Source organism: Pseudoflavonifractor sp. BSD2780061688st1 E11 (genome assembly GCF_005844125.1).
GTDB lineage: Bacteria > Bacillota > Clostridia > Lachnospirales > Lachnospiraceae > Sellimonas > Sellimonas catena.
The window spans coordinates 106,725-132,584 of the sequence record NZ_SPHM01000002.1 but is presented as its reverse complement, the minus strand read 5'-3'; the positions used below and the strand labels follow the sequence as shown (position 1 = coordinate 132,584).

Annotated in this window: 22 protein-coding genes and 2 tRNA genes; 14 read left to right on the top strand and 10 right to left on the bottom strand. The window is 46.8% G+C overall.

The genetic code is table 11. The features are described from left to right. Nucleotides 1–46 precede the first annotated feature (46 nt). The 6 genes from FGQ85_RS01550 to FGQ85_RS01525 all read right to left on the bottom strand — a co-directional run bounded on the left by FGQ85_RS01550 (nucleotide 47) and on the right by FGQ85_RS01525 (nucleotide 8,224). The gene (locus FGQ85_RS01550; protein ID WP_138372466.1) at nucleotides 47–1,777 is read right to left on the bottom strand and encodes an ABC transporter ATP-binding protein; all 1,731 of its coding nucleotides are present in this window, start codon (nucleotides 1,775–1,777) and stop codon (nucleotides 47–49) included. Beyond that, complete coding sequence (locus FGQ85_RS01545; RefSeq protein WP_138372465.1) at nucleotides 1,774–3,549, bottom strand: ABC transporter ATP-binding protein; 1,776 nt, start codon at nucleotides 3,547–3,549, stop codon at nucleotides 1,774–1,776. The genes FGQ85_RS01550 and FGQ85_RS01545 overlap by 4 nt, the downstream gene beginning before the upstream one ends. A gap of 140 nt (nucleotides 3,550–3,689) precedes the next feature. Next, nucleotides 3,690–4,307 (bottom strand): TetR/AcrR family transcriptional regulator, encoded by a 618-nt coding sequence (locus FGQ85_RS01540; protein WP_087168259.1) that lies wholly within the window; start codon nucleotides 4,305–4,307, stop codon nucleotides 3,690–3,692. Between the two features lie 163 nt (nucleotides 4,308–4,470). Next, nucleotides 4,471–5,334 carry a DegV family protein gene (locus tag FGQ85_RS01535; protein WP_087168258.1) on the bottom strand — a complete coding sequence of 288 codons (864 nt, stop codon included), beginning with the start codon at nucleotides 5,332–5,334 and terminating at the stop codon, nucleotides 4,471–4,473. Between the two features lie 85 nt (nucleotides 5,335–5,419). Next, complete coding sequence (locus FGQ85_RS01530; protein WP_138372464.1) at nucleotides 5,420–6,769, bottom strand: spore germination protein; 1,350 nt, start codon at nucleotides 6,767–6,769, stop codon at nucleotides 5,420–5,422. A gap of 120 nt (nucleotides 6,770–6,889) precedes the next feature. Continuing rightward, complete coding sequence (locus FGQ85_RS01525; protein WP_087168256.1) at nucleotides 6,890–8,224, bottom strand: sodium-dependent transporter; 1,335 nt, start codon at nucleotides 8,222–8,224, stop codon at nucleotides 6,890–6,892. Between the two features lie 366 nt (nucleotides 8,225–8,590). Here FGQ85_RS01525 and infC point away from each other — a divergent pair, with 366 nt between their 5' ends. From infC to FGQ85_RS01505, 4 genes are all read left to right on the top strand, one after another. After that, nucleotides 8,591–9,085, top strand: a complete 495-nt coding sequence (gene infC / locus FGQ85_RS01520) for a translation initiation factor IF-3 (RefSeq protein WP_087168255.1) — start codon at nucleotides 8,591–8,593, stop codon at nucleotides 9,083–9,085. A 34-nt stretch (nucleotides 9,086–9,119) separates the two neighbouring features. Then, a complete protein-coding gene (gene rpmI, locus FGQ85_RS01515; protein WP_087168254.1) occupies nucleotides 9,120–9,317 on the top strand; it encodes a 50S ribosomal protein L35 in 198 nt (65 codons plus the stop codon). A 30-nt stretch (nucleotides 9,318–9,347) separates the two neighbouring features. Further along, a complete protein-coding gene (gene rplT / locus FGQ85_RS01510) occupies nucleotides 9,348–9,704 on the top strand; it encodes a 50S ribosomal protein L20 (protein WP_087168253.1) in 357 nt (118 codons plus the stop codon). Between the two features lie 198 nt (nucleotides 9,705–9,902). Next, nucleotides 9,903–10,817: an NAD(P)/FAD-dependent oxidoreductase gene (locus FGQ85_RS01505; RefSeq protein WP_087252789.1), complete on the top strand. Its 915-nt coding sequence runs from the start codon at nucleotides 9,903–9,905 to the stop codon at nucleotides 10,815–10,817. 166 nt (nucleotides 10,818–10,983) lie between these two features. On the opposite strand, the gene FGQ85_RS01500 is transcribed toward FGQ85_RS01505, so the two are convergent. Next, nucleotides 10,984–11,068: transfer RNA gene (locus tag FGQ85_RS01500), tRNA-Leu, on the bottom strand. A gap of 198 nt (nucleotides 11,069–11,266) precedes the next feature. Continuing rightward, a tRNA-Leu gene (locus FGQ85_RS01495) sits at nucleotides 11,267–11,351 on the bottom strand. A 100-nt stretch (nucleotides 11,352–11,451) separates the two neighbouring features. Between FGQ85_RS01495 and pap the strand changes: the two genes are divergently transcribed. The 6 genes from pap (at nucleotide 11,452) to FGQ85_RS01465 (ending at nucleotide 19,190) form a co-directional block, all read left to right on the top strand. Continuing rightward, nucleotides 11,452–12,936 (top strand): polyphosphate:AMP phosphotransferase, encoded by a 1,485-nt coding sequence (gene pap / locus FGQ85_RS01490; protein WP_087168251.1) that lies wholly within the window; start codon nucleotides 11,452–11,454, stop codon nucleotides 12,934–12,936. Nucleotides 12,937–13,053: 117 nt separating this feature from the next. After that, a complete protein-coding gene (dnaG, locus tag FGQ85_RS01485; RefSeq protein ID WP_138372463.1) occupies nucleotides 13,054–14,826 on the top strand; it encodes a DNA primase in 1,773 nt (590 codons plus the stop codon). 36 nt (nucleotides 14,827–14,862) lie between these two features. Further along, complete coding sequence (rpoD, locus tag FGQ85_RS01480) at nucleotides 14,863–15,981, top strand: RNA polymerase sigma factor RpoD (RefSeq protein ID WP_087168250.1); 1,119 nt, start codon at nucleotides 14,863–14,865, stop codon at nucleotides 15,979–15,981. 9 nt (nucleotides 15,982–15,990) lie between these two features. Further along, complete coding sequence (locus FGQ85_RS01475) at nucleotides 15,991–16,695, top strand: class I SAM-dependent methyltransferase (RefSeq protein WP_087168249.1); 705 nt, start codon at nucleotides 15,991–15,993, stop codon at nucleotides 16,693–16,695. A gap of 13 nt (nucleotides 16,696–16,708) precedes the next feature. Continuing rightward, nucleotides 16,709–17,494: a Nif3-like dinuclear metal center hexameric protein gene (locus FGQ85_RS01470; RefSeq protein WP_087168248.1), complete on the top strand. Its 786-nt coding sequence runs from the start codon at nucleotides 16,709–16,711 to the stop codon at nucleotides 17,492–17,494. 22 nt (nucleotides 17,495–17,516) lie between these two features. Continuing rightward, on the top strand, nucleotides 17,517–19,190 hold the full coding sequence (locus FGQ85_RS01465) for a nucleoside kinase (protein ID WP_138372462.1): 1,674 nt from the start codon (nucleotides 17,517–17,519) through the stop codon (nucleotides 19,188–19,190). Here the strand turns inward: FGQ85_RS01465 and FGQ85_RS01460 are convergent. Together FGQ85_RS01460 and aroC are read right to left on the bottom strand one after the other, a co-directional pair. Continuing rightward, nucleotides 19,187–20,101 (bottom strand): RluA family pseudouridine synthase, encoded by a 915-nt coding sequence (locus FGQ85_RS01460; protein WP_138372461.1) that lies wholly within the window; start codon nucleotides 20,099–20,101, stop codon nucleotides 19,187–19,189. The genes FGQ85_RS01465 and FGQ85_RS01460 overlap by 4 nt on opposite strands. 33 nt (nucleotides 20,102–20,134) lie before the next feature. Continuing rightward, the gene (gene aroC, locus FGQ85_RS01455) at nucleotides 20,135–21,232 is read right to left on the bottom strand and encodes a chorismate synthase (protein ID WP_087168245.1); all 1,098 of its coding nucleotides are present in this window, start codon (nucleotides 21,230–21,232) and stop codon (nucleotides 20,135–20,137) included. Between the two features lie 208 nt (nucleotides 21,233–21,440). Between aroC and FGQ85_RS01450 the strand changes: the two genes are divergently transcribed. From FGQ85_RS01450 to leuB, 4 genes are all read left to right on the top strand, one after another. After that, nucleotides 21,441–22,985, top strand: a complete 1,545-nt coding sequence (locus FGQ85_RS01450; RefSeq protein WP_087168244.1) for a peptidoglycan binding domain-containing protein — start codon at nucleotides 21,441–21,443, stop codon at nucleotides 22,983–22,985. 29 nt (nucleotides 22,986–23,014) lie between these two features. Beyond that, entirely contained in the window at nucleotides 23,015–24,151 is a 1,137-nt protein-coding gene (gene tgt, locus FGQ85_RS01445; protein WP_087168243.1) for a tRNA guanosine(34) transglycosylase Tgt, read from the top strand. A 92-nt stretch (nucleotides 24,152–24,243) separates the two neighbouring features. Next, nucleotides 24,244–24,570 (top strand): preprotein translocase subunit YajC, encoded by a 327-nt coding sequence (yajC, locus tag FGQ85_RS01440; protein WP_087168242.1) that lies wholly within the window; start codon nucleotides 24,244–24,246, stop codon nucleotides 24,568–24,570. 190 nt (nucleotides 24,571–24,760) lie between these two features. Further along, complete coding sequence (gene leuB / locus FGQ85_RS01435) at nucleotides 24,761–25,849, top strand: 3-isopropylmalate dehydrogenase (protein ID WP_138372460.1); 1,089 nt, start codon at nucleotides 24,761–24,763, stop codon at nucleotides 25,847–25,849. Nucleotides 25,850–25,860: the final 11 nt, after the last annotated feature.

Sequence of the window (25,860 nt, the reverse complement as noted above, 5' to 3'; positions counted from 1 at the left end):
AGCATACCGTTAACGGGTATGCTGTCCGTTTTAAATATGTGGTTGATTACAGCTTCCAACTCTGACTGATGTCCTGCAGTCCTGCCATATGAGGGTAGATAGTGCCGGACTGAAGAAGTTCTTTTGGAGTTCCCTGTTCCGCGACAGTTCCTTCGGAAAGAACCACGACCTTGTCGGCACCGCTTACTGTCCGCATACGGTGTGCAATGACGAGAACAGTTTTCTCTTTGATCAGACGGGAAAGAGCGCTTTGAATCAGCGTTTCGTTCTCGACGTCCAGACTTGCGGTGGCCTCGTCCAGAAGAATGATCGGGGCGTCTTTCAGAAAGGCCCGTGCGATGGAGATACGCTGCCGTTCACCGCCGGAAAGTTCGCATCCATTTTCTCCGATCATGCTGTTGTAACCGTCCGAAAGCCGGAGAGCAAACTCTTCACAGTTTGCCAGTCTTGCGGCAGCCAGGACTTCAGCGTCTGTGGCGTCTTTTCGTCCGATCCGGATATTCTCCATGATTGTATTATTAAACAGGGTCACGTCCTGAAAGACGATGGAGTAAAAGGAAAGCAGTGTTTCCGGATCCACTTTGGAGATGTCCATACCTCCCACGGTGATGGTTCCACGCTGAATATCCCAGAAACGGGCAGCCAGACGGGAGACGGTTGTCTTGCCGCCGCCGGACGGGCCGACCAGGGCAGTAACTTCCCCCTGCTTTGCAGTGAAGGATACGTCTTTTAAAATGGTTTCTCCGGTATTGTAGGAGAAGCCTACATGATCGAAGCGGATATCATATCCTTTGTTGGTCAGGTCTTTGCTTCCGGTCTGTACCGGGTGATCGAGAATCTCGTTCATACGGCTGATATTTGTCCTGCTGGAAATGACGGCGGCCAGATTCTGGAGTGCGCCTTCTAGCGGAGAGTAAAGACGGGATACTACAAGCAGAAACATAAAAAACAGAGGAATATCGATCTCCCCGCGGATCAGAAGCACGGATCCGGTCAGAGCGGTGGTGGCGATTCCAAATTTCAGAATCAGGGTGGAAGATACGACAAAAAGGGCGGTGCCAAGCTCCGTTACAATATGGCGTTTTTCCGACTCGTCGATTTTCCGGTACAGACCGGTAAGATAGCGGTGCTCTGCGTTATATGCTTTCAGATCCTGCATACTTTCGATACATTCCTGGACGCCCTTCTCCAGTGCAACGTTGGCAGCCACCGCTTTCCGGTTGAAATATTCCTGAATCCGGGCAGAAAAGAGAGTAATGGCAAAGGCAACAGGAAGGACCCAGATCGCGGCAAGGGCCATTTTTACATTAAAAAACAGCAGGCAGACCGCAACGAGGGTGGTTGAAATCAAGGATCCGAACAGGGCGGGCACATAGTGGGAAAACGTAGTCTCCAAGGTGGCACAGTCTCCCATGATGGAATTGGTCAGATCGGCGAGATCTTTTTTTCCGAAGAAGGAGAGGGGGATCTTCCGGAGCTGTTCGGCCAGCGAGATCCGCCGCACACCGCTTTCCACATAGGTTGCCAGATAAGTGGCATTATACTGAAACCAGGTGACGACAAAAATCAGAACCAGGCATGCGGCACATCCTGCCAGATAAAAGAGGATCCGGCTGCCGTTTACGCCTCCGGCCATCATGTCAAGCACAAACTGGTATAAAAGTCCGACCGGAAACATAAAGGAAAGATCCTGCAGGACACAGGCCAGACAACCTTTGATCAGGTCAATGGCTCCCTGACGGGATAATGCAAATCGTCTTTGTAATTTCTGAATCATACGTTCTCCTCCTTTTCGATTTTCCATTCCGCCGCTTCGGAATAGTTCCGCCACATATGGGCAAACAGTCCGTTTTTTTGAAGCAGTTCTGCGTGAGTGCCGCTTTCCGTGATTTTCCCATCCTGCATGACATAAATACAGTCTGCTCCGGTGATGGAAGAAAGCCGATGGGCAATCATGAGCACGGTCTTGCCTCTGGAGAGTGTGGAGAGTGCCTGCTGTACACGGACTTCGTTATCGGGATCCGCAAATGCGGTGGCCTCATCCAGGATCAGGACAGGCGCGTTTTTCAAAATCGCCCGGGCAATGGCGATCCGCTGCTGTTCACCGCCGGACAGGTAGATGCCGTCCGCACCGATGACCGTGTCAATGCCGTCCGGAAGCTTTTCGATGATATCCATACACTGGGCGGCTTCCAGTGCCTGAAATACCTCCTGCCGGGAAGCATCAGGCCTTGCCATCCGGACATTTTCCAGAATGGAGGCCTTGATCAGCCGACTGTTCTGAAAGACAAAGGATACCTGATTCATCAGATCTTCTTTTGAAATCTGCCGGATATCCACATCTCCGATCAGCACCCGGCCTTTCTGAGGATCAAAGAATCTGGCAGCGATGCCGGCAAGCGTTGTTTTGCCGCCGCCGGAAGGACCAACCAGGGCGGCGACCTGCCCGGATGGAATGGACAGGGAAAGGTCGCTGAGAGCATCTTTCTGGCCGTCGTAACTGAATGTCACATGTTCCAGAGTGATAGAATGGCTGGAAGGGATTGTATGGGCAGCACTTTCGGCAAGGGGCTTTTCATCCAGGATGGTATCGATGCGGGAGAGGGCGTCCGTGACAATCATTGCATCTTCACTCATGAACATGATTTTGGTCAGGGTCGTTCCGATTACCGGCGTAATAATAATATAGAAAATCAGATTCAGAAGAAGGTCGTTTGAGACGCCGTTTCTGGACAGAAAGATTCCGCCTGCAATCAAAAAGGCAAAGACGCCGTTGATGGCTGTGGTATAAAACATCATTGGAAGCCGCAGCGTCTTCGTATAGGCGATCACCCATTTCTCATAGTTGTCAATGGAAGCTTTGAACCGTTTGAAGGAATAGACACTCTGGCCAAAGGTCTTGACAACAGGAATACCGCGGACGTACTCTACCGCTTCATTGGACATGTCTGAGAGGGCGTTTTGATACTCTTTCATTTTTGCCTCCATATCCGGCCCGGTCATTCTCATCATAATCAGAAAGCCGAGTATGACAGGGATGAGACTTAAAAGCCCGAGACGCCAGTCAAATACGAGAAGCAGAAAGAGAAGACCAACGGGAGTTGCAATGGCTCCGGCCTTGTCCGGAAGACGGTGGGCAAGATATGTCTCCGCGGCGGCGCTGGATGTGTTGACAATTCGGCGGAGTTTTCCGCTGCCGTATTTTTCGATGGTGCCAAGCGGGAGAGAAGCAATATGGCGCAGGAGCTCTTTCCGGATGTTGGAAGCAATCCGGAATGCGCTAAGATGAGAACACATCAGCGCAGCAATGTAGACCAGAACAGAAAGTACTGCAAAAAGCACAGCACTCCAGCCATAGGACGCTGTCTGGTCTGCCCTGAAAAAATCAGGGGCTGCTTCCAGAAGATCATGGATGATACGCCAGATGTACCAGAAAGGGACAAGTGCCAGAAGCGCACTGACCACTGACAAAATCCATGAAAGCCATGTCAGGATTTTGTGACCGCCGGCATAGGACAAAAGCCGCGATAAATTTGACTGTTTTTTCATGATAAACCTCCTTATAAAAAGTGTCGGATGCTGTCCGAATACCTGCCAAGCCCGGCCGGAACATACAGGAACGGAGAAGCAGCCGGAGTCCGCTATAAAAAAGTTAGCACAAACTAACCTCTGGATAAAAATTACAGGGCTTACTGCCCCATAATCTTCAGCCATCCTGCAGTATAAAATTCCCGCATCTCTTCGAGATAGTTTTCCGCTTTTGGAAGCGGCATTTCATGGATAATAAGCTCAAAAAAAGCATTAAACATTCCGGTCACAAGGATGTGTTCCAGATGCTCATCAATCGGCGGTGCGGGTCTTCCAAGTGACTTCAGCACATTCAGATAGTCATGAGTCGCCTGAAGCTCGATTCTTACCATTTCATCAATCATACCGGCAAAGCGTGTGCCTGTGGAATGACAGAGAATCAATTTGAACTCCTTCAGATGAGAATAGGCATACAAAAGCATCTCGCGCATACATGAGCCGGACGTGATGCCTACCTGGTCAGGCTGAGCTTCCGCCGGAAGAGAAGCGAATTCCTGTTGAGCGCTGCAGAAACAGTTCATGAAATACTCATACTGTTCTCCGACGAGAGCTTCGAACAGAGCTTCCTTACTGGAAAAATATCCGTAAAAGGCTCCGGTGGTTACACCAGCCTGTTTCACGATATTCCTAAGAGAAGCTGATTGAAATCCCTTTTCCAGGAATTCGTCCATTGCTGCTGTCAGGATAGCCTGCAATGTGTCTGGTTTTGTTTCATTCATGCGGATCCCCTTCTATATAACACTGCTATATATCACTGTTATATTACAAAAGAAATGGAAAGATGTCAATAGAAGAAGGGGATTTTCCTGAGAATAAACAGAAGATAGATTGAGAAAATGTGCCCGAAAAAGGACTCTGCATTCATGCAGAGTCCTGTAAATCTTATCTTTTATTTCCCATACAGAACGTGGCAACAACGCCAGGGCCGGTATGGCTTCCGATGACAGTTCCGATCACATTGATCAGAATGTTATCGATTCCGTATTTTTCCCGGATCAGACCGGCGACATATTGGGCATCTTCCTCGCAATCCCCATGTGTGATCATGACAATTTCATTGTCCCAGCCCTTCATCTGCTCCTCCATGATATCGACGATCTTGTGCAGGGAGCGCTTGCGTCCCCGTTCTTTTCCGATGACACTGAGTTTTCCTTCATTGTCCATGTGGATCATAGGCTTGATCTTTACCATGGTTCCAAGGACGGCGGTAGCTTTGGAAACACGGCCTCCCCGGTGCAGATGGTTCAGATCATCCACTGTAACATTGTGGCAGACGTGAAGCTTGTTCTCCTCTGCCCAGGTCACGATCTCATCGTAAGTTTTCCCTTCTTTTTTAAGCTTCAGAACATAGTAGAGAAGCAGTGCTTCGCCAAGACATGCACAAAGAGAATCGATCACGGTGATCCGTGCTTCAGGATAGTCTTCCATCAGATCCTGCGCGGCCATCCGTTCACTGTTCAGGCTTCCGCTTAATCCGGAAGAAAATCCGATGTGGATAATATCTTTGCCTTCTTTTATGATAGGTTCAAACAGTTCCCTTGCCTGACCTGGTGTCACCTGGGACGTAGTCGGAAGAGAACCTCTTCTGATGCGGTCAAAAAATTCTTTTTTTGAAATCCCCTCCATATCCGGATAGGTTTCGCCGTCAATGGTATATGATAATTTCAGCGTCGGAATATTACGCTCTTCCAGCCATTCTTTTGGAAGATCGACGGTGCTGTCCGTAGTAATAACAAACTCTCTCATTGCTGTAACCTCCTCATCCTGCTTTTTACTTATCATACCATTTTTCAAGGCATGAAGCAAAAGATTTTATGCTGGAGGCTGTAATTTAATTCCTGCGGATATTCAGATAGCTTCGTCCGGAAACCGTACGGTTAAAACAGATGGAACACACGATAATGATGCACCCCGCCGCAAAACCGATCCAGTCAAATAAGGCCGTGAGCGTGAGAAGAAGAAGACGCATGAATTTTAATGCATACCCCAGTTCGAAATTGGGCTGGGTATAGTTTGCCACAGCAACAAAGGCCATGTAAAGCATGATTTCGGAATTAAACCATCCGGATTGAACGGAAAATTCCCCCATCACAATACCGGCGATAACACTGAGAGGAGTACTGAGCATGCTGGGTGTGTTGAGAGCTGCCAGCCGCAGTCCGTCAATGGAAAGCTCCAGCAGCAGAAGCTGAAAGTACAAGGGGATATTTACAGTAGACCTCACAAGCACAAAATCGAAAATTTCCGGTATCCACTGCGGATTCTGCATAAAAAGCAGGAAAAGTGGCGTGAGAAAAATGGTCATCAGAGTAATCAGACCGCGGGAAATCTTCAGATAAATCCCGGTCAGTGTTGGAAAATAATAATCGTTTGCCTCCTCGATCATATCAAAGATAGATGTCGGCAGAATCATCGCGGAAGGAGAGGTATCTACAAGCAGAATGATTTTTCCCTCCAGAAGACAGGCGGCAGCAGTATCCGGACGCTCTGTATACTTGAACTTCGGAAATGGATTATACCACTTTCTTTTAAAGAGAAGCTCGGCAAGACTCTGCTGATTCATTTTCAGATCTTCTTCCTGCATTGCTTCCAGTTTTTGTGTAAGAAGTGAAAGCAGGTTCTGATCTACCCGGTCAGACATATAGCAAAGAGCGACATCTGTCCGGGAAGACTTCCCGATTTCCGTCATTTTCATAGTCAGATGCGGATCGCGAATCCTTCTTCTCATTAATGCGGTGTTAAAGACAATTGTTTCTACAAATCCATCTCTGGATCCCCGGAGTGATTTGTCCTGTGCTGGTTCGTCCACACTTCTGGAAGGATAGGTTCTGCAGTCAATGGCAATGCAGGATTCAAAGCCGTCTACAAAAAGACAGGAGACTCCGGATAAAATATTCTTTATAATTTCATCATATTCTGAAAAAGTATCGATTTCTACATACGAGATCATTGTTCTGGAAAGCTCGGTCGCCGTTTTCGGCATTTCTTCCGGTGTGAGTTTAAAGAGCGTATCCATAACTTTGGACATGACTTCATCTTTCATAAATCCGTCGATAAAGAAAAAGCAGCTTTCACGTCCGCCGATGATCATATCGCGTTCTATAATGTCAAAGCTTTCTTTTACCGGAAGGATTTCATTAATATAAGAAATATTTTCCTGTATCAGCTTGGAAATCTTCATTAGACTGTTCCTCCGTTTTTCCTGTTTCAGTATGGAGTTTTTCCGAAATGGAGAAAAAGTATGCAAAAAAGCGGGCACAGTATCGAATAATACTGTGCCCGCCAAAGAACTCTTTTTAAACTATACCCAGTGAAATACGGAGCTTAGCAGGATTGCGACAAGGAAAAGCGGAGCGATCCATTTAATCATGACAGAGAAAAGCTTTTCGCTTTTGAATGTTCTGCTGCTCAGACGTACTTCTTCGCCGATAGCCTCCGGTTTGATAAAGAAACCTACAAAAATGCAGGTGAAAAAGGCTACAACAGGCATCATCACGCTGTTGCTGATAAAATCCATGAAGTCCAGAATCGAAAGATTCAGAATTTTGACGAAGCTTAACGGCCCAAATCCCATAGAAGAAGGAGCGCCGAGAATCAGTGCGCATACGGCTACGGTAAGCGCTGAACGTTTCCGGGTCCAGTGCAGTCTGTCGCAGATAATCGAGACAATCGTTTCCATCAGGGAGATGGAAGAAGTCAGTGCGGCAAACAATACAAGGAGGAAAAATACAGCTCCGATCAACTCTCCGAAAGGCATGTTTGCAAATACTTTTGGAAGTGTGACAAACATCAGGCCGGGACCTGTCTGAAGAGCGTCCTTGCCGGAAAAGACGAATACAGCAGGGATAATCATGAGACCGGCAAGAAACGCAAAGCCGGTGTCAAAAATTTCGATCTGCCGTACGGAAGATTCCAGGTTATTGTCTTTCTGCATGTAGGAGCCATATGTTACCATGATTCCCATGGCAAGGGACATAGAGTAAAACAGCTGTCCCATGGCAGCGAGGACGGTTTTGGTTGAAAAATCTTTCAGGTTCGGTTTCAGATAGTAGGCGACACCTTCACCGGCTCCTGGCAGTGTGATGCAGTATACCGCAATTCCGACTGTCAGGATTACGAGTACAGGCATCATAAACTTGCTGACCTTTTCGATTCCTTTTTCCACGCCCAGAAGGACAATAACAGCTGTGGCGGCGAGAAAAAGAAAAAACCAGCCCAGCGGCTCGACAGGAGAAGCGATAAAATCAGTATAATAGGTATCGGCTGCAGCTGACTTTCCTCCTCCTGTCAAAAAGACTGCAAGATATTTTGTAACCCATCCGCCGATTACGGAATAATAAGGAAAGATGATGATCGGCACAAGGGATGCCAGAATTCCGAGAAACCCAAAACGATGATCCAGTTTTTTGAATGCACCAATGGCGCTTAATCCGGTTTTTCGTCCGATGGCGATTTCCGCAAGCATCAGAGAAAAACCAAAAGTGACAGTAAGAATCAGATAAACCAGAAGGAAAGTTCCCCCGCCGTATTGTGCTGCCAGATAGGGAAAACGCCAGATATTCCCAAGACCTACAGCAGATCCGGCCGCAGCAAGAACAAAGCCGAGCCTGCTGGAAAAATTACTTCTTTCTTTCATTTGTACCCCCAAATTCCCAACAATTTATTTTTTTATCACTTTAAAGTGAGTGTGTATATTATGTCACAGAGACGTGTAAAAAACAAGAGAAAAATAGAAAGGTCAGATTTCTAAAAAAAGTATTTGACAGAAAAAGAAAGCTGTGCTAAAATAACAGCTGTGTGAAAAGAAAGCAGAGTATCCACTCTCACCGCAGCACGAAAGAGTGACTGATGGTTTGATATAGAATTACAATCGTTATCTCTATATTTTATATCAGAGAGCCCGGTTTGTAAAGATAGATCATGTGGATAGTCTGTGCTATCCATTTTTTTATGGCAAGGAATGAGTATTCAAACATGGAGGTGTACAACAATTAGCGATTTAATGATTAACGAACAGATCCGCGACAGAGAAGTGCGGCTGATCGGACAGGATGGAGAACAATTAGGAATTATGTCTGCAAGAGAAGCGCAGAAGATCGCGCAGGAAGCCGAGCTTGATCTCGTGAAGATTGCTCCAACAGCAAAGCCGCCGGTATGCAAGATTATCGATTACGGCAAATACAAATACGAGCAGACAAGAAAAGAAAAAGAGGCAAAGAAAAAGCAGAAGACTGTAGATGTAAAAGAAGTTCGATTATCTCCAAATATTGATACGAATGACTTGAACACGAAAGTAAACAATGCAAGGAAGTTTATCCAGAAAGGGAATAAGGTAAAAGTTACACTTCGTTTCCGTGGACGTGAAATGGCTCATATGCAGCAGAGCAAACATATTCTGGATGATTTTGCGGAACACCTGAAAGAGATTGCGGTTGTAGAAAAGCCGGCAAAGCTGGAAGGAAGAAGCATGAGCATGGTTTTAACTGAAAAACGTTAAAAATAAATTTTATAATTTAAGGAGGAACATTATTATGCCAAAAATTAAAACAAATAGAGCAGCTGCAAAGCGCTTTAAAAAAACAGCAACAGGACAGTTAAAGAGAAATAAAGCTTACAAGAGCCATATCTTAACAAAGAAATCTACTAAGAGAAAAAGAAATCTTAGAAAATCTATCATTACTGATTCTACAAATGTAAAGAACATGAAGAAAGTATTACCGTACTTATAAGAGTTGGAAAAATAGAAGGAGGAGTAAGACATGGCAAGAATTAAAGGCGGAATGAACGCAAAGAAGAAACATAATAGAGTATTAAAACTGGCGAAAGGATACAGAGGAGCACGTTCCAAACAGTACAGAGTTGCAAAACAGTCTGTTATGAGAGCTCTTGCAAGCTCCTACGCAGGACGTAAGCAGAGAAAACGTCAGATGCGTCAGCTCTGGATCGCTCGTATCAACGCGGCAGCAAGAATGAACGGATTATCCTACAGCAAGATGATGCATGGATTAAAGGTTGCAGGTGTAGAGATCAACAGAAAGATCCTTGCGGATATGGCAATCAACGATGCGGAAGGATTTACAGCATTAGCAGAACTTGCAAAAGCAAATCAGGCTTAAGATAGAACTGGAAAAACAGAGGAAACCTCCTCTGTTTTTTTGATGCCTGAAAATGTGGTTCCGAGACTGGCTGTATCCGGCTTGCAGGATATGAATAATAAACTGAAATTATGAAATAATAAGAATATATCATTTTTCTTTATTGAAACTCTGTGTTATGATCATCACTGAAAAGAAAATAGAAGCGGAGGAAATAGAATGTACGATATTTGTGTCATTGGAGCGGGGCCGGCAGGAATCAGCAGTGCGGTATATGCCGCAAGCAGAGGGTTAAAAACCATTGTCTTAGAACAGAAAAAGGTAGGAGGACTTCTTGGAAGTGTGTCGACTGTCACTCATTATGCAGGAATTCTTGCGGACGAAACAGGTGAGAGTTTTTCCCTTAGACTGAAGGAACAGGCCGAACGTGCGGGAATCGAAATTGCAATGGAAAAAGTAGTAGAAGCAGATCTTTCCGGAGCGGTAAAACGGATCGTGACAGAAGGAACGACATACGAAGCGAAGGCGGTAATCATTGCAGCAGGAACGACGCCAAGAAAGCTTGGTATTCCGGGAGAAGATACATTTGCGGGACGTGGAACAGGGCTGAATCCGGCAAAAGATGCAAAGAAGTACGAAGGCAGAGAAGCATTTGTTGTGGGCGGAGCAGACGGAGCGGTGAAAGAAGCGCTTTTTCTTTCGAAATTTGCTTCCAAAGTAACGATTATCCACTTTGAAGATACGCTGGGAGCAATTCCGGAATTTACAGAGAAAGTAAAACGGACGGCGAATATGGAGGTGCGCCTTCACAGCAGACTGTCCCGGATTGAAGGAGAGGGGCAGGCGGATCGAATTGTTATTGAAGACGAACATACGAAAGAGCAGGAGTGGATTGAGGCGCCGGGATGTGCGGTCTATATCTATGCTGGTTCAACGCCGAATACATCGCTCTATCCGGAACTGGAGAAAAAAGACGGGTATCTTGTAACCAACGAAAAACAGGAGACGAATCTGCCGGGGGTATATGCGGCGGGGGATATCTGTGTCAAACTTGTACGACAGGCGGCCACAGCAGTAAGTGACGGGGCGGTTGCTGCGATTTGGGCGGCAGCGTACGTCAGAAGCCTGTCATAATAATAAAGAAAGAAGCGAAAAGACAAGCGGAAAGAAAAAAAGATTTCTTTCTGCTTTTTTTGTTTTGGAGTGCGGAAAGAGTAGAAGCTAAAAATCCTTCCTTTATTCAAAAAAGAAAAAGCTGAAATCCTGCATAAAATGAGGATTTCAGCTGAATAATGAAAAATGCGGAAGATGGGACTTGAACCCACACGACTGCAATAGTCACAAGATCCTTAGTCTTGCTCGTCTGCCAGTTCCGACACTTCCGCATGTGACTGCCTTATCGGCTGTCCGTAGATTATATTACTACAAGTAAAAGAAAATGTCAATATAAAAATTAAAAATAATTGAAAAATGTATATTTTTTAATCAATAGATACAATTTATCATCAGATCGTGCTATAATAGAAAATAACACATTCTGATCAAAAAAGCAGAGCCTGACCTGCAGCACTCTGCTTTCAAGATGCGGAAGATGGGACTTGAACCCACACGACTGCAATAGTCACAAGATCCTTAGTCTTGCTCGTCTGCCAGTTCCGACACTTCCGCATGTGACTGTCTTTCGACCGTCCGAAAGATATATTACTACAGATCAGAGGGAATGTCAACAAAAAAATATAATTATTTTGTAGCATGAGGAGGAAGGACGATGTTAGAGAAAATTGACTTGTCGAAAAAAATGAAGAAACCGGAATACAAAGAAGAGATTCAGACACTTTCGATCAGGCTTGGGGAACTGCAGAGAGCCTGCCAGAGTGCCAAAATTCCGGTGATGATAGTATTTGAAGGCCTGGATGCGTCTGGAAAAGGAGTGCAGATCGGCAAGCTGATCCAGGCATTGGACCCGCGGGGCTTTGAAGTGTTTGCAGTCAAAAAAGAAACAGAAGAAGAAAAGTTCTATCCTTACATGAAGCGTTTCTGGACGAAGATCCCGGAGCGGGGCAAGATATCTATTTTTGACACGAGCTGGTACCGGAAGGTGCTTGGGGAGCGGTTTGAAAATCAGATGTCCAAAGGGGAAGTCGCCAAAGCATACCATACTATCCAGAATTTTGAAAAAGAACTGACTGATGACGGTATGGTGATTATTAAACTTTTCCTTTATATCAGTAAAAGGGAGCAGAAAAAGCGGTTTGAAAAGCTGACATCTTCCAGAGAAAGTGAATGGAGAGTGACAGGAAATGACTGGCGCAGAAACGAGGAATATGATGCATATCTCCAGGTGAACGAAGAGATGCTGGCAAAGACGGATACGGACTTTGCTCCTTGGACGATCGTGGAGGCAACGGATAAGAGATATGCTGCCGTCAAGATTTACAAGACGGTGATCAAGGCTCTGGAAGCTGCGGTGGAACGGAAGCCGGAGGAAGAAGAAAAAGCATCGGAACTGGATGAAAAGCCGGTAGAGTCTGTATTGAATAAAGCTGATTTGTCCCTGTCCTACACAAGAGAAGAATATGAGAAGAAAAAGAAAAAGCTTCAGAAAGAACTGACAAAACTTCATGGGGAGTTGTACCGCAGAAGAATTCCGATGATCCTCGGATTTGAAGGGTGGGACGCCGGAGGAAAGGGCGGTGCCATCAAGAGGCTGACTCAGGCACTTGATCCGAGGGGATATGTCGTGATTCCGACGGCAGCTCCGAACGACTGGGAGAAAAAGCATCATTACCTGTGGAGATTCTGGATTAAGATGCCGAAGAAAGGACATATTACCATTTTTGACCGGACCTGGTACGGACGGGTGATGGTGGAACGGATTGAAGGATTCTGCACAAAGCAGGAGTGGAAACGTGCCTATAAGGAAATGAATGATATGGAAGAACAGCTTGCGGATTCCGGCGCGATTGTAATGAAATTCTGGATGCAGATCGATAAAGACGAACAGGAGCGGAGATTTAAAGAACGCCAGGCAAATCCGGCGAAACAGTGGAAGATTACGGACGAAGACTGGAGAAACCGGGAAAAATGGGATCTCTACGAAAGAGCTGTTGAAGAGATGCTCGTGAAAACATCAACCCCGTCTGCACCCTGGATTATTGTAGAAGGAAATGATAAGTACTATGCGAGAATCAAAGTGCTTGAGACGGTAGTAGAAGCAATCCGCAGGCGGCTTTCTGAAGAAAAAGAGAAATAAAAAACAGTCTTTCATCGCTTTTTTGAAAAAATTAAAAAAAGAAAAAGGAAATCAACATCTTTTGTCGAATATATAATTTGTAGGAGAATGTACACAGGCAAGAAGGAAGGGAAAGACGTGTATTATTCAGATGACGTGATAGAAGAAGTAAGAATGAAAAACGATATTATAGACGTGATTTCTTCTTATGTAAGACTGCAGAAAAAAGGAAATTCTTATTTTGGACTTTGTCCGTTTCACAATGAAAAATCCCCGTCCTTTTCTGTCAGCCGAGACAAGCAGATGTACTACTGCTTTGGCTGCGGGGCAGGAGGAAATGTGTTTACATTCTTGATGGAATATGAGCACTATTCATTTACCGAAGCGCTCCGTTATCTTGCGGACAGAGCGGGAGTGGAGCTGCCGAAGGAACAGTATTCCAAAGAGGCAAAAGAAAGAGCAGATTTAAGAGAGACGCTTCTTGCGATCAACAAGCTTGCAGCAAAATATTATTTTGCACAGCTGAAGTCGGAAAAAGGGCGGCAGGCCTATCAATATCTGACCGACAGAGCATTGACAGAGGAGACCATCGTGCACTTCGGGCTCGGATATGCAAATAAATACAGCGATGATCTGAGCAGATTCCTGAAGTTGAAGGGCTATTCGGATGAGCTGATCGTGCAGTCCGGGCTTGCAAGTGTCGATGAGAAACAAGGAATTCATGATAAATTCTGGAATCGTGTGATGTTTCCGATCATGGACGCAAACAGCCGTGTTATTGGATTCGGCGGCCGTGTCATGGGTGACGGGAAACCGAAATATCTGAACTCCCCTGAGACTCCGATTTTTGATAAAAGCAGAAATCTTTACGGGCTGAACCGTGCAAGAAGTTCCAGAAAGCCTTATTTTCTGCTGTGCGAAGGGTATATGGATGTGATTGCGCTTCATCAGGCAGGATTTACCAATGCAGTTGCCTCCCTCGGGACTGCATTTACACCTGGACATGCATCTTTAATTAAGCGGTACGTTCAGGAAGTATATCTGACTTATGACAGCGATGAGGCAGGAACGAAGGCAGCCCTGAGAGCGATGCCGATTCTGAAAGAGGCGGGCATTACGGCGAAAGTGATCCGGATGGATCCGTATAAGGATCCGGACGAGTTTATCAAAAATCTGGGTGCGGCGGCTTTTGAAGAGCGGATCAGCAAAGCCAGAAACGGGTTTATGTACAGTCTGGAGGTGCTGGAACGTCAGTATGACATGAATTCCCCGGAAGGTAAGACCGGTTTCATGAAAGAGGCAGCGGCAAGACTTGGAGAATTTGAAGAGCAGATTGAAAGGGATAATTATACCGAGGCGGTTGCCAGAGCATATAAAGTAGCCTTCGAGGATCTGAAAAAGCTGGTGGCAAAGACGGCTATAGAGAAGGGGCTGGCAGCACCGGCCAGACGGCCGAAGCAGACTGCGGCTGTCAAGGAGAAGGAAGACGGAAATCTGAAGTCCCAGAAGATCCTTCTGACCTGGATGATTGATGATATGACAGTATTTTCTCAGGTGAAGAATTACATTACACCGGACGATTTCACCGGAAGCCTGTATAAGGAAGTTGCCTCACTGCTTTATGAGCAGTATGAAGAGGGAGATCTCAATCCTGCCCGCATTTTGAATCACTTTACGGATGAGGAAGAGCATCGGGAGGCCGCATCACTGTTTCATACAAAGATTCGTGAACTCTCCACGAAAGAGGAGCAGGAAAAAGCTCTCAAAGAGACGGTGATCAAGGTGAAAAACCACAGTATTGAAGAAGCGGGAAGAGCGCTGGACCCGACGGATATCAAAGGTCTTCAGAAGCTCATGGAAGCCAAAAAGGATCTGCAGAAACTGTATCAGATGCAGATATCCATAAAATAAAAGTATAGAACAAGCGATGAGAGGATGGACAAAAGCATGGAAGAAAACGTAGCAAAATTTGAGGAAAAGCTGAAAGAGCTGGTCGAACTTGGAAAAAAGAAAAAGAAAGTTCTGGAAATTCAGGAGATCAGTGATTTTCTGGCTGATCTGGAATTATCTTCAGAGCAGATGGAAAAGGTGTATGAGTATCTGGAGGCAATGAATATCGATGTGCTGCGTATTGGAAATGATGATGACCTGGACGCAGATATTGACGATCTGATTCTTGCAGAAGAAGAGGAAGAGGTCGATATGGAAAAGATCGATCTGTCTGTGCCGGACGGGATCAGCATTGAGGATCCGGTGCGTATGTACTTGAAAGAAATCGGAAAGGTTCCTCTTTTAAGTGCAGAAGAAGAGATTGATCTGGCCAAAAGAATGGCGGAAGGCGATGAGAGTGCCAAAAAGAGACTGGCAGAGGCGAACCTCCGTCTTGTAGTCAGCATTGCAAAGCGCTATGTCGGGCGGGGAATGCTCTTTCTGGATCTGATTCAGGAAGGTAATCTTGGTCTGATCAAGGCGGTTGAGAAGTTTGATTACCAGAAGGGATTTAAGTTCAGTACCTATGCGACCTGGTGGATCCGTCAGGCAATTACGAGAGCGATTGCGGACCAGGCGAGAACGATCCGTATTCCTGTTCATATGGTGGAGACGATCAACAAACTGATCCGGGTATCCAGACAGCTCCTTCAGGAGCTCGGAAGAGAGCCGCTTCCGGAAGAGATTGCAAAAGAACTGGACATGCCTGTGGACCGTGTCAGAGAGATTTTGAAGATTTCACAGGAACCGGTGTCTCTTGAGACACCGATCGGGGAAGAAGAGGACAGCCATCTTGGTGATTTCATTCAGGATGATAATGTGCCGGTTCCGGCGGAAGCTGCTGCCGCCACACTGTTAAAGGAACAGCTCAATGAAGTGCTGGATACACTGACAGACAGAGAACAGAAGGTCTTAAGACTGCGTTTTGGAATGAACGACGGCCGGGCAAGGACACTGGAGGAAGTCGGTAAAGAGTTTGATGTTACAAGAGAACGTATCCGTCAGATTGAGGCCAAGGCACTGAGAAAACTGCGCCATCCAAGCCGCAGCCGTAAATTAAGAGACTATCTGGATTAGGAGCGGAGCATGGAATTATCAAAGAGACTTCGGGCGGTCGCCGAGCTGGTGACGCCCGGATACAGAGTGGCAGACATCGGGACGGATCACGCGTATGTCCCGATCTGGCTGGTGCAAAACGGACGGATTCCATCCGCGGTTGCGATGGATGTTAACGAAGGGCCGCTCCAGCGTGCCAGAGAACATATCGGAGAATATGGGCTTGAAGAGCAAATCGGGACAAGAAGATCAGATGGACTCAAAGAACTGAGCATCCAGGAAGCAGACAGTATGATCGCCGCCGGAATGGGCGGCGCTCTTATTATACAGATTTTGTCGGCCTGTCCGGAAACGACGGCGTCGCTGAAAGAATGTATTCTCCAGCCGCAGTCGGAGATCGGGAAAGTCCGCCGGTTTCTGATTGAAAACGGATTTTCCATTGAGTATGAGAATATGATATATGAGGATGGAAAATACTACCCGATGATGAAGGCTGTTCCGGGGAAGAGGGAGCAGTTCCCGTACACGGAAGAGGAATATGAGTATGGAAGAGTTCTTCTGAAAGAGAAACATCCGGTTCTCCATGATTTTCTGAAACGGGAAATCCGGATCCGGACGAACATTCTGGAGAATCTGAGGAAGAGCCAGGATCCGTCGGAAAGTTCCAAAGCCCGGATCATAGAGATAGAAAAAGAACTGAAGCAGCTGTACGCAGCAGAAGGCAGGTACCGGTAAAAGGAGAGGCAAGATGAAGGTAAAAGAAATCCGAAATATTTTGGTGGAGGCTGCACCGGAGAGTTATGCGCTTGACTGGGATAACAGCGGTCTCATACTTGGAAGAGAAGAAAAGGAGGTCCAAAAGGTCCTGATTACGGTTGATGTCGATGATGCTGCCGTGGAGACGGCACTGGAAATCAAGGCGGATATGATCCTTTCTCATCATCCGCTTCTGTTCCGGGCTGTGAAGCGGATTACGGATGAAGCGTTTATCGGAAGAAGAATTCTAAAGCTGATACAGGCAGACGTGGCCTACTATGCCATGCATACGAACTACGATATCTGCAGGATGGGGATGCTTGCCGCAGAAAAAATCGGACTGGAAGAGACCGGTCCGCTTGAGGAAACCGGGGAATGGCTGGGGGTTCCGTGTGGAATCGGCGTGACCGGAACGTTGAAAGAGCCGGAGAGCCTTCTTGAATTTGCGGCCAGAATCAGAACACGTTTTGGCCTGGAGGAACTTCGGTGCTTTGGAGCAGACAGGCCGGTCAAAACGGTGGCGGTCTGTCCGGGATCGGGTGAAAGTGTAGTGCAGGAAGCGCTTTTGAAAGGTGCAGATGTATTTCTGAGCGGAGATATCGGTCACCATACCGGAATTGATGCCGATGCCCAGGGGATGGCAGTGCTTGATGCGGGTCACTACGGACTGGAATATCTGTTTATGGAGGATATGAAACAGTATCTGGAGGATAAAACGGAAGGCAGAATCGAAGTGATTACCATGCCGAAGCATTTGCCGTATTCCGTGATTTTATAAAGGCTGGAAAGAAGGTGTTAGTTTGCACGATGTACTACAGTATACGGTTACATTTGAAAATGGAGAAACAAAGCAGTATCCGGAAGGAACCACTTTTCTTGAGATTGCAAAAGACAGACAGAAAGAGTACAAAAATGATGTTGTTCTTGTGATTCAGGACGGAAAACTGAAAGAACTGTATAAAACGCTCCGGAAAGATTGCAGGGTCAGGCTTGTCACGACCGGAGAGGACATCGGGTATAAGACCTACAAAAGAAGTATGAGCCTGATGCTTGTAAAGGCGGTCTATGATACAGCCGGACATGATAAGATTCAAAAAGTGCGGATTCATTACTCGGTGGACCAGGGGTATTACTGTACGATTGACGGGGATATCTGTCTGGATGAGGTATTTCTAAACCGTGTTAAAGATACGATGCGAAAGATCGTAGAGGCTGATATTCCGATAGAAAAACGGAATCTCCATACGGATGAAGCGATTGAGCTGTTTCATCAATATGGTATGTATGATAAAGAAGAATTGTTCAAATACCGGAGAAGTTCCAGAGTCAACCTGTACAGGATGGGAGCTTTCGAGGACTATAACTACGGCTACATGGTGCCGTCCACAGGATATCTGAAATATTTTGAACTCTATCCGTATGATGAAGGATTTGTGATCCAGATGCCGAAAATGTCGGATCCGGAACGGGTTCCGCCTTTACAGGTGCGGGAAAAGTTGTTTCAGGTACAGAAAGAATCCATGAAATGGGGTGATCTCCAGGATATTGAAACCGTTGGCGATCTGAACCGCGAAATTGTGCGGGAGGGAGCTCAGAACATGGTACTGGTGCAGGAAGCACAGCAGGAAAAGAAGATTGCTGAAATTGCGGAACAGATCGCAAAAAGAGGTGATGTGAAGTTTGTGCTTGTGGCAGGACCTTCTTCTTCGGGAAAGACGACCTTTTCGCACAGGTTGTCCGTCCAGCTCAGGGTAAACGGCCTGCGTCCTCATCCTCTTGCGGTCGACAACTATTTTGTCAACCGGGAGCACACTCCAAAGGACGAGAAAGGGAATTATGACTTTGAGTGCCTGGAAGCGATTGACGTAGATCAGTTTAATGAAGATCTGAGACGTCTGCTTCATGGCGAAGAGGTGGAAATTCCGACCTTTGATTTTATCACGGGACAGAGGAAATACGAAGGGAAAAAGCTGAAAATGGAGAGCAGGGATATTCTTGTGATTGAGGGAATTCACTGCCTGAATCCAGAGCTTACCAAAGCTCTTCCGAATGAGCGGAAGTTTAAGATTTATATCAGTGCGCTGACACAGCTGAATGTAGACGAACACAACAGGATCCCGACTACGGACGGACGTCTGATCCGCCGGATTGTCCGTGATGCAAGGACCCGGGGCACTTCCGCGGCAAGAACAATTGCCATGTGGTATTCGGTCAGAAGGGGGGAAGAGCGAAATATTTTCCCGTTCCAGGAGGAAGCGGACATCATGTTTAACTCGGCCCTGATTTACGAACTTGCGGTATTAAAACAGTATGTGGAACCACTGTTATTTCAGATTACACCGGAAATGGAAGAATTCCATGAAGCCAAGCGGCTTTTGAAGTTTCTGGACTATTTTCTCGGGATCGGAACAGAGAGGATTCCGGCAAACTCCCTGTTGCGGGAGTTTATCGGAGGCGGATGCTATGATCTTTAAAGAGTATTCAGAGAAACAGACGGGAAGAAAGAACGCATATCATCCGGCAGCGGGGCGGTAAGGGAAAGAGGATGCCCCGTAACAGGATGGAGAAAAGAGAGACGGCAGGAGTGAAGCGCCTGCCGTTTTATTTTTGTGTAATCCGGACAGTAAAGAAAGTCGCCGGGCAGAGGATGCCCAAGATACTTCATGTGGACACGGATCTGATGGGTACGCCCTGTGTCAAGGCGGAGCCGGACGAGGGAATATCCGCCCTCGGAGTAAAGGAGTTCATAATGGGTACGGGCCGGTTCACCGTGTTCAAAGTCCACCCGGCGTTCGATGGTAGATCCTTCTTTACGTCCGATTGGAGCATCGATGATTCCGGAAACATCCGGAGTGCCTCTGACAACTGCAAGATACTCCCGCTTAATCTGGCGGGCAGAGACCATCCGGGAAAGAAGGGCAGCGCTGTAGGCATGCCTGGCAAGGATGAGAAGTCCGGTTGTGTCCCGGTCCAGACGGTTGATGCAGCGGTACACAAATGATTCCCCTTTTTCTTTGAAATACCAGGCGGCAGCATTGGCGAGAGTATTCTCGTAATTTCCCTGAGACGGATGAATCGGCATGTCAGCCGGTTTGTTCACGACAAGAAGATCTTCATCCTCGTATACAACCGGAAACGGAAGCGGACGCGGAACAATATGATCGGAGGAACTGTCTTCGACAATCCGCACCTGAAGGCAGTCGCCCGGCAGGAGTGGATCGTGTGCCCGTGCCCAGACACCGTTTTTTAGAATTCCCTCCGGAGTTTTTTTGAGGGAGACGATGACAGCATGAGAATATCCCCTGCTTTTCAGAAAGCTTTGGACGGTAAGCGGCGCAGCCGTACCGTCCGTTTCTTGTATGATATAGGTCAGTTCTCTTTTCATAAAGGACTTCCTTTCTCTCGTTTGAGCGTAAGATTACCGGTAAATCCGGAGAAGATGATCCATGGAGGCGCTCATGTTCCGAAGCAGCAGATCCACGGTGGTAAGCGCTGCCATGGATTCTACAACGACAACGGCCCGCGGAACAATGATCGGATCATGTCTTCCTTTGACAGAGATGTCAACCTCTTCCATAGAGGAGTTGACCGTCTGCTGCAGAGAGGAGATGGAAGGAGTCGGCTTGATGGCCGCACGGAAAATGACAGTGCTTCCGTCACTCATCCCTCCAAGTGTTCCGCCGGAATGATTTGTCTTCTTGGTGATCTGTCCGTCTTTCAGGCAGAAAGCGTCATTGTTTGTGGAACCGTTTGAACGGGCGGCTTCAAAGCCATCTCCGATTTCAAATCCTTTGACAGCTCCGATGGAAAGAACTGCGTGGGCAAGGAGGGCGTCCAGCTTGTCAAAAACCGGTTCGCCGATGCCGGCAGGAAGTCCCGCGATCTGACATTCGATAATGCCTCCTGCGGAATCCTGGTTTTCCATACAGGTACGCAGATATTCTTCCGCTTTTTGAGAGTATCCCAGATGAGGCATACAAAGCGGACTGCTTTTCAGAACGGAAAAGTCGTACTCATCAGCAGGGATGGTGTATGGACCGATCGCTTTCGTATATGCCTGAACCTGGATGCCGAGATTTTTCAGAAGGAGAGAAGCAATGGCGCCGGCAGCAACACGTCCGATCGTTTCTCGTCCCGAGGAACGTCCGCCGCCCCGGTAATCCCGGAATCCGTATTTTGCATCGAAGGTATAATCCGCATGACCGGGCCGGTAACAGTCTTTGATCTGAGAATAGTCATGGGAGCGCTGGTCCTGATTCCGCACGAGAAGGGAGATTGGTGTACCGGTTGTCTTTCCCTCAAACACGCCGGAGAGGATTTCCACTTCGTCTGCTTCCTTGCGCATGGTAGAGTAAGCATTCTGTCCCGGTTTTCTGCGGTTTAAAAAGGCCTGAATATCGGAAGGGGAGAGTGCAAGCCCTGCCGGGCAGCCGTCTACTACGACACCGATGCCGGCTCCGTGGGATTCTCCCCATGTTGTAATCTGAAAAAGAGTTCCAAAAGATGATCCTGCCATAATGATACCTCCAAATATACAAAATAATCTGAATAAACTTCTATCTATTATATAGAAGCACTGAAAAAACTGCAATCGAAATTTGAGGGAAAACGCCGAAAAGTAAGTAGGATATACGACAAGATTCAACAAATTTTCACTGTACTTTTCCACATAGACATATTATAATAGCGATGTATAAGGTAAAATAGTAAGGGGTAGATATTGAATGAAGAAAAACGAAAATATTCCGGAAGAAGAACTCCGGATTTCGGATCAGGATCATACAATGGACAGTGAAAATGAAATAGCAAGAAAGACGAGAATCAAACATAGACGGGGACCAAGGAAAAAGAAAGAGAAACGCCGGATATCCAAGGCGGCAAAGAAACGGATCGCGATTACCTGCGGCAGCATTGTCGGAATTGTAGCGGTTGCCTATTTTGGCGGAGTGATCTTTTTTCAGAGCCATTTCTATCCGGGAACAACGATCAACGGTAACAGCTTTTCACTCAGAAGCGTTCATGATGCGGAGGATTATATGGCAGAGCAGGTTGCCGGATACACGTTGACATTAAATGAAAAAGACGGAGGAACGGAGACGATCTCCGGAAAAGATATTGACATCTCCTATCAGGAGAGCGGTGCTCTTGAGAAAGTCAAGGAGGAGCAGAATCCATTTCTCTGGCCGACGGCACTGTGGACAAAATCCGATGTCACAACGGAAGTCGGAATCGAATATAATGAAGAAAAGCTGGCAGGGTTTGTTTCCATGCTGAAGTGCGTGACTTCCGCAGGCCAGACTGCCTCAGAAAATGCACATCCGGTATATGACGGAAACCAGTTTGTCATCCAGGAGGAAGTAGTCGGAAACCAGGTGAATCAGGAGACGCTTCTTCAGAAGGTAAAAGAGTCCGTAAGCGGCTTTAATCAGGAAATGAATCTGGAGACGGAAGGATGCTATATCACACCGGCTTACACGAAAGATTCTCCGGAAGTGCAGGCTGCGGTTGATACCATGAATAAGTATCTCCAGAGCAAGATTACATATGATCTGTCACCAAAGACAGAAGTAGTAGATAAGACGCTTATTTCCCAGTGGCTGACGGTTGATGAGAATATGCAGGTGACATTCAATACCGATCAGGTGAATGCCTATATTGCGCAGCTTGCCACAAAGTATAATACAGTTGGAACGACGCGGACATTTGTGACGGGCCGCGGAGATACAGTGCAGGTATCCGGAGGTGACTTTGGCTGGTATTTAAATCAGGAAGACGAGTATGCGGCTCTGGTTGCGAATATTCAGAGCGGTGAAGAAGTTTCAAGGGAGCCGAAATGGTCCAGAAGAGGAGCGGATCACGGAGACGACAATGACTACGGAGACACTTACGCGGAAGTGGATCTGACGACACAGAAATTCTGGTTTTTCCAGAACGGAGAAGTGATCATGAACTGTGATATTGTCAGTGGAACTCCGAATGGAGAAGATGACACACCGCAGGGAAGCTATGACCTGACTTACAAGACCAAGAATGCAGTACTTCGTGGAGAACTGCTTGCAAACGGAGAGTATTCCTATGAATCTCCGGTGGCATTCTGGATGCCTTTCAATGGAGACATCGGATTCCATGATGCGTCCTGGCAGACACGATTCGGAGGGGACTGGTACTTGAACCATGGTTCCCACGGATGTATCAATATGAAATACGATGATGCGGCAAAGCTTTATGATCTGATCAATGAGACGACACCGATCATCTGTCATTTCTAAACCAGATTTCAGAACGGAGCAAAGAAAACATGTATGAATTGTTAAAAAGAGACGGCCTCGCAAAAAGGGGCCGTTTTACAACGGTACACGGTGTTGTTGAAACACCGGTGTTTATGAATGTGGGGACGGCTGCCGCCATTAAAGGAGCAGTGTCCACCGATGACTTAAGAGAGATCAAAACCCAGGTGGAGCTTTCCAATACCTATCATCTCCACGTAAGACCGGGCGATGAGGTAGTAAAAAAACTTGGAGGGCTGCATAAGTTTATGGTATGGGACAAGCCGATTCTGACGGATTCCGGCGGATTTCAGGTGTTTTCCCTTGCGGGCCTCAGGAAGATCAAGGAGGAAGGAGTACATTTCCATTCTCACATTGACGGGAAGAAGATTTTTATGGGACCGGAGGAGAGTATGCAGATCCAGTCCAATCTGGCATCCACCATTGCTATGGCGTTTGACGAATGCCCGGCCAGTACAAAAGACCGGGATTATATTGAGCGTTCTGTCGCGAGAACATCACGGTGGCTTCGCAGATGTAAGGCCGAGATGGAGCGGCTGAACAGTCTTCCGGATACGATCAATCCGCATCAGCTGCTGTTCGGAATCAATCAGGGCGGAATTCTGGAGGATGTCCGGATTGCACATGCGCAGGAAATCGCAGAGCTTGATCTTCCGGGATATGCCATCGGAGGACTTGCGGTAGGAGAATCTCATGAGGAGATGTACCGGATTCTGGATGCCGTTGTTCCTTATCTGCCGCTTGAAAAACCAACGTATCTGATGGGAGTCGGTACCCCTGCAAATATTCTGGAGGCAGTGGACCGGGGCGTTGACTTTTTTGACTGCGTTTATCCGACACGAAACGGCCGGCACGGCCATGTGTACACGAATCATGGCAAACTGAACCTTTTCAATGCCAAATATGAACTGGATGACCGCCCGATTGAAGAAGGCTGCGGATGCCCGGTATGCCGGAAATATTCCAGAGCCTATATCCGTCACCTTCTGAAAGCAAAGGAGATGCTCGGCATGCGGTTCTGCGTACTTCACAACCTGTATTTTTACAATACAATGATGGAAGAAATCCGTGCCGCAATCGAAGAAGGCCGCTACAAAGAATATAAAAAGCAGAAACTTGAGGGAATGGCGCAGGGACAGAAAGGATAAAACCTGATAAAATTCCCAAAAGTACTTGATGAAACGGGAAAAATTGTGTATGATAGCAATAGTGTTTAGCTAGAAATTAGGAGGAAAGAATGATGGAATACACGTTACTTACAGAGTCAAGCGGAGGCATTTTCTCAAACCCGCTGTTTTTGATCCTTTTTTATGTAGTTGTTCTTGGCGGACTCTGGTTCATTCTGATGAGACCGCAGAAGAAAGAGCAGAAGAGGGTAGCGGCGATGATCGCTGATATGGAAGTTGGAGATACTGTTCTGACGACAAGTGGATTTTACGGAGTAGTGATCGATATCACAGAAGAAGATGTGATCGTAGAGTTCGGAAATAATAAAAACTGTCGTATTCCGATGCAGAAGGCTGCTATCATGCAGGTAGAAAAGCCTGGTGCAGGTGAAACAAAATAATGATAAGTCAGTGAAAAGAAAAGCAGATTCCGTTTTAGAGGGATCTGTTTTTTGTTGTTGAAAAAAGCCTCAGGCAGGTGGTTTTCATGGAGAAAACGGGTGGAAAAGGCACTTTTGCGCGGTAAAGGGTTGAAACAGAAACAAAAATATTATATGATATTCTGTAACAGATTTTCTGGGAGGGATAGCAATGCAACTACATATTGGAATTATAAAAGGAGACGGAATCGGCCCGGAGATTGTTACAGAGGCCGTAAAAGTTCTTGATAAAGTAGGAGAAACATTCAGACATACCTGTGACTATACGGAACTGCTTTTAGGAGGCGCTTCCATCGATGTGCACGGGGTGCCGCTCACTGATGAGACGGTGGAGAAAGCAAAAGCATGTGACGCTGTACTGATGGGGTCCATTGGAGGCGATGCAAAGACATCTCCATGGTATCAGCTTGAGCCTTCCAAGAGGCCGGAGGCGGGACTTCTTCGTATTCGTAAGGAACTGGGCCTGTTCGCGAACTTAAGACCGGCAGTCCTCTATGAAGAACTGGAAGGAGCATGTCCTCTGAAACCGGAGCTCACCGAAGGCGGATTTGACTTTATGATTATGCGGGAGTTGACGGGCGGACTGTATTTTGGTGAAAGAAAGACAGAAGAAAAAGACGGTGTCATGACCGCGGTGGACACACTTTCCTATAATGAAAATGAAATCCGCAGGATTGCAAAGCGCGCATTTGACATTGCCGAGAAACGTTCCCGCAAGGTGACAAGTGTGGATAAGGCAAATGTTCTGGATTCCTCCAGACTGTGGAGAAAGGTGACAGAAGAGGTGGCGGCAGAGTATCCGGACGTGACGCTGGAACATATGCTTGTTGATAACTGTGCGATGCAGATCGTAAAAAATCCAAAGCAGTTTGATGTGATTCTGACAGAGAATATGTTTGGAGATATTTTATCCGATGAAGCCAGCATGGTGACTGGATCTATCGGAATGCTGGCAAGCGCAAGCCTTAATGACAGCAAATTCGGCCTGTATGAGCCGAGCGGAGGATCCGCGCCGGACATTGCAGGAAAGGGAATCGCAAACCCGATTGCCACAATCCTTTCCGCAGCAATGATGCTTCGTTTCTCCTTTGATCTTGATAAGGAAGCGGACGCGGTAGAGAGGGCAGTGGATCAGGTTTTGAAAGACGGATACCGGACAGGAGATATCATGTCTGCAGGATGTACACAGGTCGGCACAAAGGAAATGGGAGATCTGATCTGTGAAAGAATTCAGGCATAATGACTATAGAA